Origin of the sequence: Xanthomonas albilineans, from assembly GCF_009931595.1 — a bacterium.
Classification (GTDB): domain Bacteria; phylum Pseudomonadota; class Gammaproteobacteria; order Xanthomonadales; family Xanthomonadaceae; genus Xanthomonas_A; species Xanthomonas_A albilineans.
Genome location: NZ_CP046570.1, coordinates 845,003 through 864,445, shown reverse-complemented (window position 1 = coordinate 864,445; position 19,443 = coordinate 845,003). Strand labels below are relative to the sequence as shown.

Sequence of the window (19,443 nt, the reverse complement as noted above, 5' to 3'; positions counted from 1 at the left end):
CTACTTGCCCCGACGGCCCAGCCGCAGCCTATCCAGCAGCACGAACAACGGCGTCCACAGCAGCATCCCCAACAGCGGCGCCCACCAATAGCGCCACGGCAGAGTCGGCTCGCCGACCGACAAATGCACCGCCGCAGCGACGATGCGATCGTTGAGCAGCAACCCGCCGATCACCAGCGCCTGCTGAGACATCGGGAAGAAGCGGATACGCGCGCGGAACCGCTGCAGGATGAAACTCAGGATCACCAGCCGCAAGGCCTGTTCGCCCAACACTCCACCGTACAGAAGATCGGTGAGTACCCCGACCACAAACGCAAAACCAAGGCCGATCTTGTCCGGCGTCTCGATTACCCAATACGCCAGCACCAATGCCAGCCAGTATGGCCGCAGCGGCTGTACCGCCAGTGGCAGCGGCATCAGGCCCAGCAGCAGGGCCACGATCACGCTGACAGGCAGAACCCAGCCTCTGCTGCGTAGACGGCTCATGGCGGCGGCTCCTGCTGCGCCGGCACTGCCGAGGGAATCTGAGTCGGATTCCGAACGCGGAGCACGGGGCGCGGAGCGTTGGTTGAGCCTGCGGACTGCGGGTTGGCCGTTGAGGACGGGGACGAAGCCGGGACACGGGAGGAATCTGCTCGTGGAGCATTACTCCCCGAGACATGGGCCTGGGCCGCAACCTGGGTGCCAGACAGGGGCATACGGGCCGCAGCGGCGGCTTGGAAATCAGACGCATGCGTCGCTGGCGCCGCGACGCGCTCGGTGTTCTGCTGCTCAACCGGCACCGACGCACCTCCTGGCCTCGGCTTGTCGACGAGCCCCGGCTTCAGCAACAACACATCCCGCCCACGATCAAGCTTCGCCGCAGGCTTCAACTCACCGACCAGGAAGGCATGGGTGTCGTCGGGACGCAGCGTGGAGATAGTACCGACCGGGAAACCGGCCGGAAAGCGGCCGCCCAAGCCGGAAGTCACGATCTCATCGCCCACTTCGACCCCGGCACTGAGCGGGATGTCGCGCAACTCCAGGCTCCCACCACGACCATAGGCGATCAGGCGCTCCCCATTGCGCGCCACCGTCACCGGCACCGCATGGTCCGGATCGGTCAACAGCAGGACGGTGGAATGCAGTGGCGTCACCGCGATTACCTGGCCCATCAGACCACCGGCGTCGATCACCGACTGACCGACACGCACGCCGTCACGGCTACCAGCGTCCAATACCAAGCGTTGCCGGGTCGGATCCAGATCGATATCCAGGATCGGCGCCAGTTGTACGTCCAGTCCACGGCGCTCGGCCACACCCAGCAACTCGCGCAACTGCGCGTTGTCCAATGCTGCGGTCTGCAAACGGGTCAGGCGCGCCTTGGCGATCAGCAATTGGTTACGCAGCGCACGATTCTCCCTAACCAACTGCGCATGACTGGCGGCATTTTCCTGCACCTGTGTGCCCAGCCGCCCGGGCAGGCCGACCAATGCCCAGATCGGCTGCACCAGCACCGTCGCCTGACCTCGTAAACGGGCCAGCCAATCGACACGCGTGTCGAGTACGATCAACATCAGCGCCATCGCCAAATACGCCAACAAACGCGGCGTACTCGTGGATTCGCCAGGGCGGGCAGTGACGGGAGGACCGGCGTAAAGAGGCACGGATCAGAGCCGGAAGTCGGAAAAAAGAACATCGGAACAACACAACAAGCGGGCGCATCGCGGGCACGCGACCCAGCCAGGATCAGGTGCGCAGACACACGAGGCAACAGGCGCCATCCCTGGGCGAGCCCCCAGCCCATCCACGCAATACCACCGTCGCCGATCGCCCATTTCCGGCCTCGGCCATCACTCCGGGGCGAAGAACTCGTTGCCGTGCATGTCAACCAACTCAAGCGCACGACCACCGCCGCGCGCCACGCAGGTGAGCGGATCGTCGGCGACCTGCACGTGCAATCCGGTTTCCTCGGAAATCAGCCGGTCCATATCGCGTAGCAGCGCGCCGCCGCCAGTCAGCACGATGCCCCGTTCGGCGACATCGGCGCACAATTCCGGCGGGGTCTGTTCCAGCGCCAGTTTGACCGCAGAGACGATACCCGACAGCGGCTCGTGCAAGGCCTCCAGCACCTCGTTAGAGTTGATCTTGATCATCTTCGGCACGCCCTCGGCGAGATTGCGGCCGGAGATCTCCATCTCCTGCACCTCCGACTGCGGGTAAGCGCAGCCGATCTCCAGCTTGATGCGCTCGGCGGTGGCTTCACCGATCAACATGCCGTGGTTGCGGCGCACGTAGTTGGTGATCGACTCGTCGAAACGATCGCCACCGATGCGCACCGACTGCGAGTAGACGATGCCGTTCAGCGAGATAACGGCCACTTCGGTCGTGCCGCCGCCGATATCGATGACCATCGAACCGCGTGCCTCGGTGACCGGCATGCCGGCACCGATCGCCGCCGCCATCGGCTCCTCGATCAGATACACATCACGGGCACCGGCCTCCTCGGCCGATTCCTTAATTGCACGGCGCTCGACCTGGGTCGAACCCGCAGGCACGCACACCAGCACACGCGGGCTGGGACGCAAAAAGCGCGATTTGTGCACTTTCTTGATGAAGTGCTTCAGCATCGCCTCGGTATAGGTGAAATCCGCGATGACGCCATCCTTCATCGGGCGAATGGTGGTGATGTGCCCCGGGGTGCGGCCAAGCATCTGCTTGGCCTCGGCACCGACGGCGGCCACCGAGCGGGTCCCGCCGATCGCGCGGTCCTGCCGCACCGACACCACAGACGGCTCGTTCAGCACGATGCCCTGACCACGCACGTAAATGAGGGTGTTGGCCGTGCCCAAATCGATGGACAGGTCGTTGGAGAACATGCCGCGGAGTTTCTTGAACATCTGGAAATTGTGTCCTGGGGCGCGCGCTGTCGCCGAATGGCGAAAAAATGGGCAAAAAACGAAGTTCGCTAGCCTAGCAACCGCCCACGGACCGGGCAAGGAAATTCTACGCCAAACCGCATACTACTCGGCCCTTTTGGAGACCACGTCCTCGCGATGGTAGCCCTGCCCGGCCGCAGCCGTTACCCTTTGCGCCGGGGCGATGCCACGCCTCGCCCGTCTGAATACGGGTTCATCCCTTCGCCAAGGCCTGCCCGATGTCCGTATTGATCTGTGGTTCTCTTGCTTTCGACACCATCATGGTGTTCCCGGACCAGTTCAAGAACCATATCCTGCCGGACAAGGTGCATATCCTGAACGTCTCGTTCCTAGTGCCACGGATGCGCCGCGAGTTCGGCGGCTGCGCCGGCAACATCGCCTACAACCTGCATCTGCTCGGCGGCCAGCCGATCCCGATGGGCACGGTAGGCGAGGATTTCGGCCCCTATCGCGAACATTTCCAGTCGCTGGGCATCGACTTGTCTCAGGTCAAAGTGATCGACGGGCTGTTCACCCCACAGGCTTTCATCACCACCGACCACGACAACAACCAGATCACCGCCTTCCACCCAGGCGCGATGATGCGCAGCTACGAGAATCACGTCAAAGACGTGCCCGGGGTAACCCTGGGCTTGGTCGGTCCGGACGGGCGCGAAGGCATGATCCAGAATGCAGAGGAGTTCGCCGCCAGCGGCATCCCCTTCGTCTTTGACCCAGGCCAGGCCATGCCACTGTTCAACGGCGCGGAACTGCGCACCTTCATCGAACAATCCGACTACGTCGTGGTCAACGACTACGAGTCAAATCTACTGCAGGAGCGCACCGGCTGGAACGAGCGCGACATCGTCTCGCGCGTGCAAGCTTACATCGCCACACAAGGTCCGAAGGGTGCGCTGGTGCACACGGCGGAGAAGACCTACGACATTCCGCCTGCACACGAACGCCGCGTGGTCGACCCGACTGGCTGCGGCGACGCCTTCCGCGCCGGCATGATCTTCGGCCTGCAACGCGGCTGCGACTGGCTGACCATCGGGCGTATGGGCAATCTGATGGGGGCCTTGAAAGTCGAGCACCACGGCACACAGAACCAGCGCTTCGACTTCAACGACTTCAACGACCAATTCAAGCAGCAATTCGGCTACGCGCTGTAGGGCCGACGTCAGCGATCATCTGCGCAAAGCTGCGGCATCCAGGCCGGCTTCACCCTGAACCGCCCCGAAAAGTTGGGAGGCTGTTTGGTTTGAGTCACGCCGCTTCGGCGTAACCGGCTTGTTGTCGATGGTAAGCCGCTTCGGCTTCTGCTAGCCGAATGTTCCCGATCGACCCCAGCAAACGTTTGTGGTTGTACCAGTCCACCCAATCGAGCGTGGCCAGTTCGACGTCCTGGCGGTTGCGCCATGAGCGCCGGTGAATCACCTCAGCCTTGTACAAGCCGTTGATCGTTCCGGCCAGCGCGTTGTACCACCGTGGAGAGCTTCTTCGGCCTGCTCAAACGCGAGCGGATCGGACGACGAGTCTATCCCAACCAAGGACACCGCACGGGCCGAGGTTTTCGACTATATCGAGATGTTCTACAACCCCAAACGCCGCCATGGTTCAAATGGCGACATATCACCTGTAGAGTTGGAGCGGCGCTACGCGCAACGAGGGCCATGAATGTCTACGGAACACTGGTCAATTCATAGTAATAATGACCAGCGCCATGCATTGACGCTGCGCCCCCGAACAGTTGGCAAACAGGCCGTATCCCTTTCCAAATTGAAGGCGATCATCATAACAACACATTCGACCATTCGTCATTTCCATAAAGCCGCGTTGTGCAGTGTGTTCGCACTGACGGCCGGCGTCGCCGCATCGGCTAGCGCAGGCCAGACCACGGCGGTGCCGACTTACACGCTAAATTTCAACCCCGCCGTGAAAGCTATTTACATACAAAACGTTAATAACCATGGCGGATGGGCGTGCATCCAAGTGACCGCGCCGCCGCCGGATGGCACTGGTGGCTTCGGTGTAGTCCCAGACGGAGCAAAGGTCCTATACGGCTTCACTTACAGCGCGCGTGGGATGAGTACGTCCGACTGCAGAGCCAATAGTGCTGTGGCCAATGTATTTCTGAGCAGTTATACTGTGAATAACAGCAACGAAGTATATTTCAATATTAAAAACAATATCTACATCACCAATTAAAATTCCAGCTAACAACCGCTGATACGCGCGGCGGTCCATCCTGCCACGGACCGCCGCATTGCCGATGTCGGCGGTGCAGCATAGGCGGCTATTCGGTGACGCGGAAGTTCGTAACACGCTCTAGCCGAAAAATCCTGGTTCTGAGCCACCCATCAAGCCGCCGCGAACCGCACCGCGCCGCCGACCCAGCGTGCGACGATGCGGTCGGCCAGTGCAGGCGATGCGTCCAGCAGCCGATCGGCCAACGCATGCACCCGCGGCAGCAATCCCGCGTCACGCGCAAGATCGGCCACGCGGAACGCCGCCAAGCCGGTCTGGCGCGTTCCCAGCAACTCGCCAGGGCCTCGCAATTCCAGGTCTTTTTCCGCGATCACGAAACCATCGTTGGTTTGACGCATGGTTTCCAACCGCTGCCGCGCCATCGCCGACAACGGTGCCTGGTACATCAGCACGCAACTGGAGACAGCCGCACCGCGTCCGACCCGGCCACGCAACTGGTGCAGTTGGGCCAATCCCAGACGCTCGGCGTTCTCGATGATCATCAGCGAAGCGTTGGGCACGTCCACGCCGACCTCGATGATCGTGGTGGCGACGAGCAGATCGATCTCGCCTTGTTTGAAGGCGCGCATCGCCGCCTGCTTTTCCGCCGACTTCATGCGTCCATGGGCCAGGCCCACGCGCAGTTCCGGCAATTGCGCCGACAAGGTCTCGAAGGTGGCCTGCGCGGCACTGGCCTCGAGCCGATTGCCGGCACCGGCCTGCGCGGATGTCTCGGCGTCCTCGGCATCCTCGATCAAAGTGCATACCCAATACGCCTGACGGCCTTCGGCGCAGGCCACGCGAATGCGTTGCACCAACTCGGGACGGCGCTCGGCATTGAGCACGATGGTCTGCACCGGCGTGCGACCCGGCGGTAATTCATCGATCGCCGAGACATCCAGATCGGCGTAGGCGGCCATCGCCAATGTGCGCGGGATCGGCGTGGCGGTCATCACCAATTGGTGCGGCACGCCCGCGCCCGAGGCGCCCTTGTCGCGCAGCGCCAGACGCTGGTGCACGCCAAAGCGGTGCTGCTCGTCGACGATGGCCAGCGCCAGATCGTGAAATGTCACAGCCGCTTGCATCAACGCATGCGTGCCGACCACCACCTGCGCCTCGCCCGAGGCGATCTGCGCCAACACCCTACTGCGCGCCTTGCCGGTGACCTTGCCGGCCAACCAGGCGACACGCACTCCCAGCGGCTCCAGCCACGTACGCAGGTTCGTCAGATGCTGCTCGGCGAGCAGTTCGGTCGGAGCCGCCAGCGCCGCCTGCTTGCCCTTGTCCACCGCCAGCATCGCGGCCATCGCAGCGACCACGGTCTTGCCGCTGCCGACATCGCCCTGCACCAGCCGCAGCATCGGCGCCGGCCGCTCAAGATCGGCGCGAATTTGCGCGAACACCCGCAACTGCGCACCGGTCAGCTGGAACGGCAGCGACTGCTGCAGGCGCTTGACCAACCGTCCGCGACTGTGCAGCGACGGCGCCGGCTGCCGCTGCAAGGCAATCCGCTGGCGACGCAGGCTCAGGTGGTGCGCGAGCAACTCTTCCAACACCAGCCGCTGCTGCGCCGGATGCAGACCAGCGGCCAGTGCGGCGAGATCGGCCTGCGGCGGTGGCCGGTGCGCGACCAGCAACGCGTGACGCAAGGACGGCAAGCCGAGTTCGGCCAGCAACACTGGCGGCAACAGTTCCAGCGACGCGTCTTCCGGCAAGCGATCCAGCGCCTGGCCGATCAGTCGGCGCAGGGTGGCCGGACCGACCCCTTCCACCACCGGATATACCGGGTCCAGACGATCGCCCAGCGCCACCTCCTCGCCTTCGCCGAGGAACTGATAACTCGGATGCACGAACTCCAGCCCATGCTGGCCCGGCTTGGGCGTACCGAAAGCACGCAAGCGCGCACCGACCACGAACTGTGCCGCCTGCGCCGCGCGGAACTGAAAAAAGCGCAACACCAAGGTGCCATGCGATGCATCGGCCACCGCGACACGCAGCATCGGCCGGTAGCGAAAACCGCGATCCACCGCCTGCACCCACACATCCACCTGTGCGGGCACCCCTGGCTGCAGCGCGGCCACCGCCGTCAGTCGCGTGCGATCCTCATAGCGCAGCGGCAGGTGCAGCCACAGATCCTGCAACGTGGACAGACCACGCGCGGCGAATTTCTCCGCCAGTTTGGGACCGACGCCGGGCAGCGTCGTCAGCGGCGCCTCGCCGGCCGCCGACAGCGCCGGCGGCGGAACCTGCACCCGCGGCACGAGCGCTGGTCAGTCCAGCACCATCACCGCGTCCACCTCGAAGCCGGCACCTTTGGGCAGTGCCGAGACCTCGATGGTGGAACGTGCGGGAAACGGCGTCTGGAAGTAGTCCTGCATCACCGCATTGACCTGCGCGAACTGCGATAGATCGGTGAGATACAAGCCCAGGCGCACGATGCGCTCTAGCGAGCCGCCCGCCGCCTCGGCCACCGCCCGCAAGTTGTCGAACGCGCGCCGCGCCTGCGCCACGATGTCGCCGACGACGATCTCGCCCGTCGCCGGATCCAGCGGGATCTGCCCGGAAAAGTACACGGTATGACCAACGCGTACGGCCTGCGAATAGGGGCCAATGGCCGCCGGCGCACGGTCGGTCTGGATGATCTGGCGAGACATGTCCACTCCAAGGATGGGAAATCTCCGCGTAGTTTAGCCGGGACGCGGGTCCTACGCCCCAAACGATACGCTTGCCACGCGCTCGCAGAAAATCCGTCTCCCCGCATCCCGAGCTTACTGGCGGCGCACGCTCTGCACTGCACTCAGACGTCGCAACCGGCGCATCACTTCGGCCAGGTGATTGCGGTCGCGCACCTGGATATTGAAACGCAGCACCGCCGCATTGAAATCGCGGTCCAGGTAGTCCACGCGCTCGATGTTGGATTGGCTCTGCGCGATCGCCGCGGCCAGTTGCGCCAGCACACCCGTGCGGTTTTCCACGTCCACGACCAAGGCAGTATCGTAATCGCCGATGACACTGGCGTCCCAATCGATCGGCACCCAGCGCTCGGGCGACTTGCGCAGTTCGGCCAGGTTCGGGCAATCCAGGCGGTGCACCACGATGCCCTTGCCGGCGGTGTGATAGCCCATGATCTCGTCGCCAGGAATCGGCTGGCAACAATTGGCGAAGCTGACCACGCCGCGCTCGGTCCCGTTGATCAGGATCTTTTCCTGCGAATGCTTGGAATGACCGCCGCCACGCAACTCGGCATAGGCCATCAGCGCCTGCGCGGCTTGGGTCGGCATCCAGTTGCCCAACGCGATGTCGGCCAGCAATGCCTCCAGGCGCGGGTAGCGGTGCTCGCTGAGGAACGAATCCAGGCGCCCCTTCGGCAGGCGCTCCAAGGCACTGTCCATCGCCTCCAACGCGCGGTCGAGCATGCGGTGGCCAAGCTGCACCGCGTCCTCGTGTTCGAGTTGCTTGAGCTGGTGGCGAATCGCGGTGCGCGCCTTGCTACTGACCACGAATTCCAACCACTGCGGCTTCGGCGTGGCCGAGCGTGCGGTGATCACCTCAACGGTCTGCCCGCTGACCAGTTTGGTGCGCAGAGGTACCAGTTTCTTGTCCACGCGCGAGGCCACCGCGCGGTTGCCGACGTCAGTGTGTACCGCATAGGCGAAATCCAGCGCGGTGGAATTGCGCGGCAACGCCAGGATCTTGCCCTTTGGCGTGAACAGATAAACCTCGTCCGGAAACAGATCGACCTTGACGTTATCCAGAAACTCCAGCGAGGAGCCGGCAGCGCGCTGGGATTCGATCAACTCGACGATCCAAGCGTGCGCGCGGCTCTGCGCGTTGTTGGGCGAGTCGCCGCCGAACTTGTAGGTCCAGTGCGCGGCGACGCCACGTTCGGCAATCAGATCCATCTCCTCGGTGCGGATCTGCACCTCGATGGGCGAGCCATAGGGACCGAACAACACCGTATGCAGCGACTGGTAGCCGTTGGCCTTGGGAATGGCGATGAAATCGCGGAAACGCGCATCCAGCGGTTTGAATGTGGCATGCACCGCGCCCAGCGCGTGATAGCAGTCGGATACCCCGCGCAACACCAGCCGAAAGCCGAACACATCCATCACCTGATCGAAGGATTTGTTCTCGTCGCGCATCTTGTTGTAGATGCTCCACGGGGTCTTGATCCGGCTGACCAAACGGTGCTCCAACCCTTCCTTGGCCAAGCGCTGCGACAACTGTACTTCCACCAGGGTCATCGACTCGCGGCGCACCACCGGCTGACTACGGATATGCTTCTCGATGATCGCGTGGCGCCACGGATGCAGCGCGCGAAAACCGAGATTCTGCAACTCGGACTTCATCAAGCTCATGCCCAGACGCTGCGCGATCGGCGCGTAGATTTCCAAGGTCTCTCGAGCGATACGGCCACGCGCCTCGGCACTCTGCGCGCCGAGCGTGCGCATGTTATGCAGGCGGTCGGCGAGCTTGATCATGATCACGCGCAGGTCGCGCGACATCGCCAATAGCATTTTACGGAAACTCTCTGCGGCCGCCTCCTGACGGTCGCGAAACTTGAGTTTGTCCAGCTTGGTGACGCCATCGACCAGTTCGGCCACCGCTTCGCCGAATTCGGCAGCCAGCTCGGCGCGAGTCAACGGCGTATCCTCGATGGTGTCGTGCAGGATGGCCGCAATCAGCGCCTCCACGTCCAGACCCAAATCGGCTAACACCCCCGCCACCGCCACAGGATGGGTGATATAGGGTTCGCCTGACTTGCGGGTCTGCCCGGCATGTGCGGACGCACCGACTTCCCAAGCGCGGCGCAGCAACGGTATTTGCTCGGCAGGCAGATAACTGGCGCTGCGCTCCAGTTGCAGGACATAGTCGGGGACTGACGCATCGACTGGTGACGGCGCGGCACTGGCGACCTGGGCGGGGGGACCTGGGTTCATGGGCAAAGACTATGTCAGCGGCGCGTGGACGGCAAACCGTAAAAACGAAACAGCCCGCGGATGCGGGCTGCTCGTCGAACGATCGCAGCGCGGCAGCGCGATCAGTCGTCGTTCTTGGACATGTCCTCGTCGGCAACGACCTCGGCGGCGGCCCATTCCAGTGCTTCGCGCTCGGCGCGCTCGCGCTCTGCTTTCTCGACCTGATCGATCAGCGCATTGTCGATCTTGCGCGCGGCGATCTCGCGCAACGCCAGCACGGTGGGCTTGTCGGACGAGTCGGTGTTGTCGAGGGTGGCCTGCACGCCGTTGGCAAGCTGGCGGGCGCGCTTGGACGCCATCATGACCAATTCGAAACGGTTGTTCACAACTTCCAGGCAATCTTCTACGGTGATGCGGGCCATGCGGGCTCCCGGCGGGCCGGCGACGGCCACGCGTTGGAATGAGGGAAAGGGCGGCGATTGTAGGGCGACACCCGCCCGAAATCAACCTAACCCCATTCAGTTTCCTTTGGAATCAGCCAGTTGGCGATTCCTGCAGGAGGGTCGCGATCAGCCCGGCATGGCGCTGCTGTTGCGGCAGGCGGCGCAGGCGGCTGGCGACGAAGATCGCGCACATCTCGTCCACCGCCGTATCGAAATGCTCGTTGACGATGACGTAGTCGAAATCGGCGTAGTGCGACATCTCCTCGCGTGCGGCGGCCAGCCGCTGCGCGATGACCGCCTCGCTGTCCTGACCGCGCTTGCGCATGCGCTGCTCCAGCGCCTGCCGCGACGGCGGCAGAATGAACACGCTGACCGCGTCGGGCACCTTGGCGCGCACCTGACGCGCGCCTTGCCAGTCGATCTCCAGCAGCACATCGCGACCGGCAGCCAACTGCGGCTCCACCGATTGCCGCGCGGTGCCCTTCCAGTCGCCATGCACGCTGGCATATTCGAAGAAATCGCCGGCCTCGATCATGCGCTGGAACTCCGTGGCAGCGACGAAGTGATAATGCTCGGCATGACGTTCGCCCGGGCGCGGCGCGCGCGAGGTGAACGAGATCGACAACGCGATCTGCGGGTCGCGCGCCAGGGTCGCGTTGACAATGCTGCTCTTGCCGGCACCGGAAGGGGCCGCGACGATGTAGAGGGTGCCACGCATAGGATCAAGATTCGATTGGGAAGACGAAGTCGCAAACGGCCCGCGGGCCATACCTACGGGGCGGATATGCTACCGGGATTGGAGGGAGCCGTCGCAAACGGGCGGTGCCGCCATGCAGTCCGTCGCCTTCCTATTCCAGGTTCTGCACCTGCTCGCGGATCTGGTCGATCAACACCTTCAGTTCCACCGCAGCGTTGGAAGTGCGGCTATCCACCGATTTGGAGCCCAGCGTGTTGGCTTCACGGTTGAATTCCTGCAGCAGAAAATCCAGGCGCCGCCCAGCCGGTTCCGGTTGGCACAGCACCCGGCGCAATTCTTTGATGTGGCTGCCGAGCCGATCCAGTTCCTCGTCCACATCGAGTTTCTGCAGCCACAGCACCAGCTCCTGCTCCACCCGCCCCGGATCGACCGGATGCGACAGGTCGGCCAGGCGCGCCGCCAACTTGGCCCGCTGACCATCGCGAATGACCGGGATCAGGGTCCGCACCTCGCCGGCGATGCGCTCCACCGCGTCCACCCGTTCGACGATCGCGGCGGCCAGCTTGCCGCCCTCGCGCTCGCGGGCGGCAACGAATTCGGCCAGCACCTCGTCCAGCAATTCCAGCGCCTGCGCCTGCAGCAACGCCGGGTCCACCACTTGCCCCTGCAACACGCCGGGCAGTTGCAACAGATCGACGAACTGCACCCGCAACTGCGGGAAACGCACGCCGAGCCGCTGCGCGAGGATGCCCAACTGCTCGACCAGCGTGTCGTTCACCGCCAATGTCTGTGCCGTGTCGGGCGCGCGCAGACGCAGCATCAAGTCCAGCTTGCCGCGACTAATGCGCGCGGCCACGCGCTCGCGCAGTTGCGGTTCCAGCGCACGCAGTTCCTCCGGCAGGCGCACGCCCACTTCCAGGAAACGGTGGTTGACCGAACGCAACTCGCACCCCAACGTCCCCCAGGGCGTGATGCGCTCGGCACCAGCGAAGGCGGTCATGCTGCGGATCATGCGAAGCCCCCGTACGAGCAAAGCGCGAATGGTACCCTAGTGCGGGTATTGCGCTTGGAAACGAGCTACGTTGGTCGCCAGCGACGCCGTGCCCCTGATATCCCCCACCAACGGGCAACTGTCCGGTGCGCATCGAAGAAAAGACGGCGCGCGCACCAGATCCTCCTCACCTCAACCTCCACCACACACTCCAGCGCCCGTCTCCGCCGCACCAACACGGTCACCTACCGCACACGGCCTCACCACACTTCTGGATCCCCTGCATGTCTTTTTCCCGTCCCAGCGGCCGCACGGCCGAGCAATTGCGCCCGGTCCGCATCGAGCGCGCGTTCACCCGTCACGCCGAGGGCTCGGTCCTGGTCAGCTTCGGCGACACCCGCGTGCTGTGCAACGCCAGCGTCGACAACCGCGTGCCGGGCTTCCTGCGCGGCAAGGGCGAAGGCTGGGTCACTGCCGAATACGGCATGCTGCCGCGCGCGACCCACTCGCGCTCCGAGCGCGAAGCGGCGCGCGGCAAGCAAGGCGGCCGCACGCTGGAGATCCAGCGTCTGATCGGCCGCGCGCTGCGCGCCTGCGTGGACCGCAACGCGCTGGGCGAGCGCACCATCACCCTGGACTGCGATGTACTGCAAGCCGATGGCGGCACCCGCACCGCCGCCATCACCGGCGCCTACGTGGCATTGGTGGACGCGGTGAACTGGCTGCGCCAGCGTGGTGAACTGAAAAAGCCGGTGGTGCTCGGCGCCGTCGCCGCCGTGTCGGTCGGCATCTACCGTGGCGTTCCCGTGCTGGACCTGGATTACGCCGAGGACAGCGACTGCGATACCGACATGAACGTGGTGATGAACGATGGCGGCGGCTTCATCGAACTACAGGGCACCGCCGAAGGCCATGCGTTCCGCCGCGACGAACTGGACGCGCTGCTCGGGCTGGCCGAGCGCGGCATCGGCGAGCTGCTGGCGGCGCAGCGCGCCGCGCTGGCGCAATGAACCCGCACATGACCATGGCCAGCCTGATCGTCGCGGCGTTGCGCGCTGTCGACGGCAACACCAAGGAGCCAATGGAGCCGACACCATGAAACTGGTTCTGGCCAGCAGCAACGCCGGCAAACTCGAAGAACTGCACGCCCTGCTCGACGATGTCGGCGTGGAACTGGTCGCGCAATCCACACTCGGCGTGCATGATGCCGACGAGACCGGCCTGACCTTCATCGAGAATGCGCTGCTCAAGGCACGCCATGCCGCCCGCATCACTGGCCTGCCGGCACTGGCCGACGACTCGGGCATCTGCGTGGACGCGCTGCACGGCGCACCAGGCCTGTACTCGGCGCGATACGCCGGCGAACACGGCAATGCGCAGGCCAACATCGACAAACTGCTGCACGTCCTGCGCGAGGTGCCGCAGGCGCAGCGCGGCGCGCATTTCTACTGCGTGCTGGTGCTGCTGCGACATGCCGAAGACCCGCAACCGTTGCTGGTCGAGGGCCGCTGGCGCGGGCGCATCGCCCAGGCCCGCGCCGGCACCGGCGGACACGGCTACGACCCGGTGTTCCTCGATCCCGAACACAACCAGACCGCCGCGCAAATGTCGCTCGCATTGAAGAACCGCATCAGCCACCGCGCCATCGCGCTGCAGCAACTCAAGCAGCGGCTGGCCGAACTGATGTCGCACTGACATCACGCCCATTCGCCATGTCGCACGACCACTGCCAGCCCCCATCGGATGCGTCATGCGCGGACCATCGCGCGCACGATGTCGCAACGCGACTGTTGCCACCGCCACTGTCGTTGTACGTCCACCTGCCCTGGTGCGTGCGCAAATGTCCTTACTGCGATTTCAACTCGCATGCGGCCAAAGGCGCGCTGCCGTTCGATGCTTACGTGGACGCGCTGATCCGCGACCTCGACCAGGATCTGCCGCTGGTGTGGGGCCGGGTGGTACACAGCGTGTTCTTCGGAGGCGGCACCCCCAGCCTGTTCCCGCCCGAGGCCATCGCGCGCTTTCTGGAGGCGGCGAGTGCGCGTCTGCGCTTCGCTCCGGGCCTGGAGATCACCCTGGAGACCAATCCGGGTACCGCCGAACACGGCCGCTTCGACCGCTATCTGGCCGCTGGGGTCAACCGGCTCAGCTTCGGCATTCAGAGCTTCGACGATGCGGCATTGCAGCGCCTGGGCCGCATCCACGACAGCGCCGAGGCCGAGCGCGCGGTGAAGCTGGCGCAGGACGCCGGCTTCACCAACCTCAACCTGGACCTGATGTACGCGTTGCCGCAACAGACTCTGGCCGAGGCCGAGCGCGACGTGACGCGGGCAATGGCGCTGCAGCCGACTCATATCAGCCACTACCAGCTCACCCTGGAACCGAACACACTGTTCGCGGCGCGGCCGCCACAGGGCATCCCCGAGGACGACGACGCCTGGAACATGCAGGAACACTGCCAAGCGCTGCTGGCCGCAGCCGGCTACGCACAGTACGAAGTCAGCGCCTATGCACGCGAAGGCGAGCGCTGCGTGCACAACCTCAACTACTGGACCTTCGGCGACTACCTGGGCATCGGCGCCGGCGCTCACGGCAAGATCAGTTCCGGCGCCGAGCAGCGCATCCTGCGTCGTTGGAAGCACAAGCATCCGCAAGCCTTCATGGCCGCAGCCGGAACGCCGGCGGCGATCGGCGGCGACGACTGGATCGAGCCAAAGCAACGCCCTTTCGAATACATGCTCAACGCCCTACGTCTGAACCACGGTTTCGCGCTGCGCGATTTTACCGCGCGTACCGGGCTAGCGCCGGCCATCATCGCCCCGGCACTACAACACGCGCAGGCATGCCAATGGTTGCAGGTGAACGACGACAAGGTGATGCCGACCGAACTCGGGCGGCGTTTCACCAACGACGTCATCGCCCTATTCATGTCCTGAACAGACCACCGCCGGCATGGTTGCGCCGGCAGAAACGTGTTACATACCGCCCTCGGTAAAAAACGACGATCACAGGATGCCCCTGTCTGCAACCTTGTCGGGTCCCCCGGCGACGCTTGCTAGCGCCGTCTTACCGACGCGCGTGCGTCATTTGCTGACATCCCTGAACGCGCTGCTGCGGCAGTCGCTGGAAGCACCACTGCAAGCGACCCTGGATGAGCTGGAGCGAGTACTGTTCGACCAAGCCGAACACGGGCACAACGGCCAATTGCGGCAAGACAGCCATCAGGATGCGCAGAGCCTGCGCGCGCAACGCGGGCACTTCGGCCCGGTGTTCCGAGCGCAACTGGAAACCGCGTTAGCCACGATTCGCACCACTCCGGCGTCCGTCCAGTCGGAGCAGCCAGCCACGACCAACGCTGCAATGCAGGCCCTGACCTTGGTCTCCGACGTGGATATCGACTGCAACATCGTGCTGCACGAAATTGCCCGACGCGAGGCGATCCGCACCCATATTCCATTGCAACTGCTCGGCCAGCGGTTCGGCGTACTCGCCGCACGCCCTGCGTTCGAGGCCAAACAGCTGCCAATGGGGCCACAGGCGCTGTGCCGCATGCTGCGCGAGGCCGGCAAGGAACTGCAGATGGGGCTGGACGCACAACTCGCGCTATACCGCGCGTTCGAGCGCCATGTCCTGACGCACTACGCCACCATCGTGGAACGGGCAAATGACCTCCTAACCGACGCTGGCGTACTGCCTGGACTGGTCTACCGGCCGTACCCAATGCGCACGTCGTCGCCCACAGCGACGGTCGACGCACGCAGCGCAGCACGCGCACCCGACAACCCCCATCCGTTCATCGGCCAGACGAGAGCTGCAAGCCATTCCCACAGCACTGCGATCACGACAGACGGCCATGCCATCGCCGCACCGACCGCACCGACCGCACCGACCGCACCGGCGATGCCAGCACAATCGATCACCGCGTCAACCATCGATGCGCCGGTCGACCTGACCACGCTACGCAGCTTGCTAATGGCCGCACGCAGGAATGCCACCCCTGCCACGGCGATATCAGCGACCGATCAGATCGCCACCATGCCCTCCGCGCAGGCCGACGCGTCCCACCCCAGGAGGGTCGCCATTCCAACCACCACACTGTTGCAAGCACTGGGCGAATTGCAAGCGCAGCCGCCAGCGCACAGCACCATGGGTGGGCTGCGCGGACGTCGCCATATCCGCGACGTGCAGACGGCACTGTTGAACGTCTTGCGCAGCGCGCACGGTCCACAGGCCACGTTGGCCTGCCACGACGCCGACATCTTCGATCTGCTCGGCCTGCTGTACGGCGAGATCGAGCGCGAGGTGCGTAGCGGCACGCCAGCAGCATTGCTGCTTGAGCGCCTGCAGGTGCCGCTGGTACGCGCGGCGCTGCAAGACCCCACGCTCTTCGTGTGTGACCGGCATCCAGCACGCGAACTACTCAATGCGGTGGCCGAATCCAGCCTGCTCTGGCTCGGCGACGAGGACATCGATGCACAGTTGCTGCTGAAGTTGAACAAGACCGTGGATCGGGTCGTCGAGGAATACGAAGACCATGTCACGGTCTTCGAACAGGCGCACCAAGAAATCCAGGCGCATTGCCGCACCCTGGCACACAAGGCGGAGATCGCCGAACGCCGACATATCGAAGCAGCACGCGGCAAAGAACGGCTGGCGCTGGCCAAGCAGACGGCGGGCCGTAGCCTGGAACGACTGTGCAATGCCTGGCAACCGCCATACGTGGTGCAGACACTCTTGCAACAGGCATGGTCCGATATCCTGGTACTAACGCTGCTGCGCCAAGGCGAAGACTCCGATGCGTGGCGCGAACGCGAGCGGCTCAGCGAACGCATCGCCGAGATCACCAGCAGCACCGATGAAGCACCCGACACTGCCGTGACCGATGCTGTGTGCAACGACTTGCTGCAGATCGGCTATCACCAGGACGAGGCTGCGGCCATCGCCCGCATTCTGTCCACGCCCGGCGGGGCAGAGACATCGACGGCACTGTCTGGATCTGACACCATGCCGGAGCCCCGCGCGCGTCTGGGCGCGCAGAGCGAAGACAACGAACCGCCTTTGCAGCCACGCACGCAGGACGAACAAGCGGCCTACGAGCATCTGCTCAGCCTGCCGTTCGGCACATGGTTCGCGTTCGTCACCAACCAGCAGTACAACCTGAAACGACAACGCTTGTCGTGGTATAGCCCGACCACAGAACGCGCGCTATTCGTCAATCAACGCGGGCAAAAAACCGCCGATTATTCACTGGATGGACTCGCCAGATTATTGGCGCAGGGCCAGGCACGCATTATCACCGTAAACCGTACACACCTGATCGACCGTGCCTGGCAAGCGGCTATACACACGCTGCGAACACTCGCTGGCACAATTGCGCCGAACACCTCCCTGGAGGACGCATGATCGCAGAAGCCCGCCGCTCGCCGCGCCGCCCGGTGCCGGACATGGTGCCGGTCCTGGACATGATGGAAGAGGTGGTGATCGGTCGCCTCGGCAATGTGTCCGAACACGGCATGCTGCTGCTGGCATCGGCCCACTTGCACGACGACGCGCTGTACCAATTGCGCTTCACGATGCCGCAAACCGACCGCCAGGTGCAGATCGACGTGGGCGCACACCTGTTGTGGAGCGAAGCCTCGCACGCGTCAAGCCATGCCTGGGCCGGTTTCTGCTTTCTCACCATCTCCGCCGCGCACCGCGACCTGTTACGACAATGGGTTAACAACGCCACGCCCAACGGCTGACCTCATCCATTCCATACTCCACGACACGCGCAGAGGCGTCGGCTTGCGCCTTCATGCGACGACATCCGTGGTCTTAGTCGCAGGGCGCCGAATCCCTACCACTGAATTGCGGCACACTGCGCCCTCGTTGATCCACGCCGACCGAGTCCTGTCCATGCTCCAGCACGCCCTCAGCGCCCTGTACGCCAACCATCTGCGCACACTGTCGCACCGCGCCGACACGGCGCTGGCGCGCGGCGCCTTCGAGTACATGGTGATACCCAGCGGCAACCTGCACTACCAAGTATTCGACGACCGCGACTATCCCTATGCGGTGAATCCACAGTTCAAGACATGGCTACCGCTCACCCGAGTGCCGAACAGCTGGCTGGTGTACGCGCCAGGACAGCGCCCGCAAGTGATCTTCCACCAACCACACGACTACTGGCACGCAGTACCAGCGGCACCCAACGGCTGGTGGGTGGAACATTGCGACATCCACATCATCCGCAGCCCGGAAGAAGCACTGGCATTGCTACCACCGCCGGGGCGCTGCGCGATTCTCGGCGAACCACACAGCGCACTCGGCGATTACATCCCGAACAATCCCCAGGCGGTGCTGGATTATCTGGACTACCACCGCGCCTACAAAACGGCCTACGAATTGACGCTGATGCGTCAGGCACAACAACTGGCGGTGCGCGGTCACCGCGCCGCCGAAGCGGCGTTCCGCGAAGGCCGCAGCGAGTTCGAAATCCACATGGCCTATTGCGCCGCCGTCGGCCAGGATGCGACCGAGCTGCCCTACGGCAACATCGTGGCGCTGAACGAACACGGCGCCGTGCTGCACTACACCGAACGACAACGGCAGACACCAACGCCACTGCGCAGCTTCCTGATCGACGCCGGCGCCTGCGCGCACGGCTACGCCAGCGACATCACCCGCACCTACGCTGCCGACGCCGACAGCGAATTCCAGGCGCTGATCGATGCGGTTGACGCCGCGCAACAACGCATGGGCCAGAACGTGCGCGCTGGCGTGGATTACAAGCAATTGCACCTGGACGCGCACCTGGCGCTAATGGGTGTGCTGAAAGACTTCGGCATTCTCACGGTGTCGCCGGAAGCCGCGGTCGCCAGTGGCGTCAGCGCCACATTCTTCCCGCACGGCCTCGGTCATCCGATCGGCCTGCAGGTCCACGATGTCGGCGGTTTCGCCGCCAGCGACCGCGGCGGCCGCATCGAGCGGCCCGACGGCCACCCGTACCTGCGCATGACCCGCACACTCGAACCAGGCATGGTGGTCACGATCGAACCGGGCCTGTACTTCATCGACATGCTGCTGGACGCGCTGAAACAGACCAGCCACGCCGCCAGCGTGGACTGGACGCGGGTGGCGCAATTCAAGCCCTACGGTGGCATCCGCATCGAGGACGAGGTGGTGTGCACCGAGGACGAACCGGAGAACCTGACGCGTCCGGCGTTCGCGGCGACCTGAACCGCCGCACCGGTCGAACGCAGCGCAT

At 64.2% G+C, this 19,443-nt stretch carries 17 protein-coding genes and 2 pseudogenes; 9 read left to right on the top strand and 10 right to left on the bottom strand.

What is annotated here, in order from left to right; genetic code table 11:
- The 3 genes from mreD to XaFJ1_RS03750 form a co-directional block, all read right to left on the bottom strand.
- Positions 1–486, bottom strand: a complete 486-nt coding sequence (gene mreD, locus XaFJ1_RS03760) for a rod shape-determining protein MreD (RefSeq protein WP_012915335.1) — start codon at positions 484–486, stop codon at positions 1–3.
- A complete protein-coding gene (gene mreC, locus XaFJ1_RS03755) occupies positions 483–1,646 on the bottom strand; it encodes a rod shape-determining protein MreC (RefSeq protein ID WP_012915334.1) in 1,164 nt (387 codons plus the stop codon). Before mreC ends, mreD begins: the two co-directional genes overlap by 4 nt.
- Before the next feature lie 186 nt (positions 1,647–1,832).
- Entirely contained in the window at positions 1,833–2,879 is a 1,047-nt protein-coding gene (locus tag XaFJ1_RS03750; protein ID WP_012915333.1) for a rod shape-determining protein, read from the bottom strand.
- A gap of 257 nt (positions 2,880–3,136) precedes the next feature.
- Between XaFJ1_RS03750 and XaFJ1_RS03745 the strand changes: the two genes are divergently transcribed.
- Positions 3,137–4,069: a carbohydrate kinase family protein gene (locus XaFJ1_RS03745; protein WP_012915332.1), complete on the top strand. Its 933-nt coding sequence runs from the start codon at positions 3,137–3,139 to the stop codon at positions 4,067–4,069.
- A 94-nt stretch (positions 4,070–4,163) separates the two neighbouring features.
- On the opposite strand, the pseudogene XaFJ1_RS03740 reads toward XaFJ1_RS03745, so the two are convergent.
- Positions 4,164–4,376, bottom strand: a pseudogene (locus XaFJ1_RS03740) (integrase core domain-containing protein); the annotation flags it as partial.
- A gap of 11 nt (positions 4,377–4,387) precedes the next feature.
- Here XaFJ1_RS03740 and XaFJ1_RS03735 point away from each other — a divergent pair.
- Both XaFJ1_RS03735 and XaFJ1_RS03730 read left to right on the top strand, forming a co-directional pair.
- Positions 4,388–4,574 (top strand): annotated as a pseudogene (locus XaFJ1_RS03735) (IS3 family transposase); the annotation flags it as partial.
- Positions 4,575–5,105 carry a hypothetical protein gene (locus XaFJ1_RS03730; protein WP_012915330.1) on the top strand — a complete coding sequence of 177 codons (531 nt, stop codon included), beginning with the start codon at positions 4,575–4,577 and terminating at the stop codon, positions 5,103–5,105.
- A 152-nt stretch (positions 5,106–5,257) separates the two neighbouring features.
- Here the strand turns inward: XaFJ1_RS03730 and recG are convergent, their stop codons facing one another.
- From recG to XaFJ1_RS03700, 6 genes are all read right to left on the bottom strand, one after another.
- A complete protein-coding gene (gene recG, locus XaFJ1_RS03725; protein WP_012915329.1) occupies positions 5,258–7,405 on the bottom strand; it encodes an ATP-dependent DNA helicase RecG in 2,148 nt (715 codons plus the stop codon).
- Between the two features lie 9 nt (positions 7,406–7,414).
- A complete protein-coding gene (locus XaFJ1_RS03720) occupies positions 7,415–7,798 on the bottom strand; it encodes a RidA family protein (RefSeq protein WP_012915328.1) in 384 nt (127 codons plus the stop codon).
- A 114-nt stretch (positions 7,799–7,912) separates the two neighbouring features.
- Positions 7,913–10,084 (bottom strand): RelA/SpoT family protein, encoded by a 2,172-nt coding sequence (locus XaFJ1_RS03715; protein WP_012915327.1) that lies wholly within the window; start codon positions 10,082–10,084, stop codon positions 7,913–7,915.
- Positions 10,085–10,185: 101 nt separating this feature from the next.
- Positions 10,186–10,485: a DNA-directed RNA polymerase subunit omega gene (gene rpoZ, locus XaFJ1_RS03710; RefSeq protein WP_012915326.1), complete on the bottom strand. Its 300-nt coding sequence runs from the start codon at positions 10,483–10,485 to the stop codon at positions 10,186–10,188.
- A 112-nt stretch (positions 10,486–10,597) separates the two neighbouring features.
- The gene (gene gmk / locus XaFJ1_RS03705; RefSeq protein WP_012915325.1) at positions 10,598–11,224 is read right to left on the bottom strand and encodes a guanylate kinase; all 627 of its coding nucleotides are present in this window, start codon (positions 11,222–11,224) and stop codon (positions 10,598–10,600) included.
- A gap of 130 nt (positions 11,225–11,354) precedes the next feature.
- Positions 11,355–12,215, bottom strand: coding sequence for a YicC/YloC family endoribonuclease (locus tag XaFJ1_RS03700; RefSeq protein ID WP_012915324.1), 861 nt, complete (start codon positions 12,213–12,215; stop codon positions 11,355–11,357).
- A 263-nt stretch (positions 12,216–12,478) separates the two neighbouring features.
- On the opposite strand from XaFJ1_RS03700, the gene rph reads away from it, so the two are divergent.
- The 6 genes from rph to pepQ all read left to right on the top strand — a co-directional run bounded on the left by rph (position 12,479) and on the right by pepQ (position 19,415).
- Positions 12,479–13,204 (top strand): ribonuclease PH, encoded by a 726-nt coding sequence (gene rph, locus XaFJ1_RS03695; RefSeq protein WP_012915323.1) that lies wholly within the window; start codon positions 12,479–12,481, stop codon positions 13,202–13,204.
- An 85-nt stretch (positions 13,205–13,289) separates the two neighbouring features.
- The gene (rdgB, locus tag XaFJ1_RS03690; RefSeq protein WP_012915322.1) at positions 13,290–13,889 is read left to right on the top strand and encodes an RdgB/HAM1 family non-canonical purine NTP pyrophosphatase; all 600 of its coding nucleotides are present in this window, start codon (positions 13,290–13,292) and stop codon (positions 13,887–13,889) included.
- A 17-nt stretch (positions 13,890–13,906) separates the two neighbouring features.
- Positions 13,907–15,130 (top strand): radical SAM family heme chaperone HemW, encoded by a 1,224-nt coding sequence (hemW, locus tag XaFJ1_RS03685; RefSeq protein ID WP_045756739.1) that lies wholly within the window; start codon positions 13,907–13,909, stop codon positions 15,128–15,130.
- Between the two features lie 151 nt (positions 15,131–15,281).
- Positions 15,282–17,597, top strand: a complete 2,316-nt coding sequence (locus XaFJ1_RS03680; RefSeq protein ID WP_425509567.1) for a DUF1631 domain-containing protein — start codon at positions 15,282–15,284, stop codon at positions 17,595–17,597.
- Positions 17,594–17,938: a PilZ domain-containing protein gene (locus XaFJ1_RS03675; RefSeq protein WP_012915319.1), complete on the top strand. Its 345-nt coding sequence runs from the start codon at positions 17,594–17,596 to the stop codon at positions 17,936–17,938. Before XaFJ1_RS03680 ends, XaFJ1_RS03675 begins: the two co-directional genes overlap by 4 nt.
- Before the next feature lie 154 nt (positions 17,939–18,092).
- Positions 18,093–19,415 carry a Xaa-Pro dipeptidase gene (gene pepQ / locus XaFJ1_RS03670; protein ID WP_012915318.1) on the top strand — a complete coding sequence of 441 codons (1,323 nt, stop codon included), beginning with the start codon at positions 18,093–18,095 and terminating at the stop codon, positions 19,413–19,415.
- Positions 19,416–19,443 lie beyond the last annotated feature (28 nt).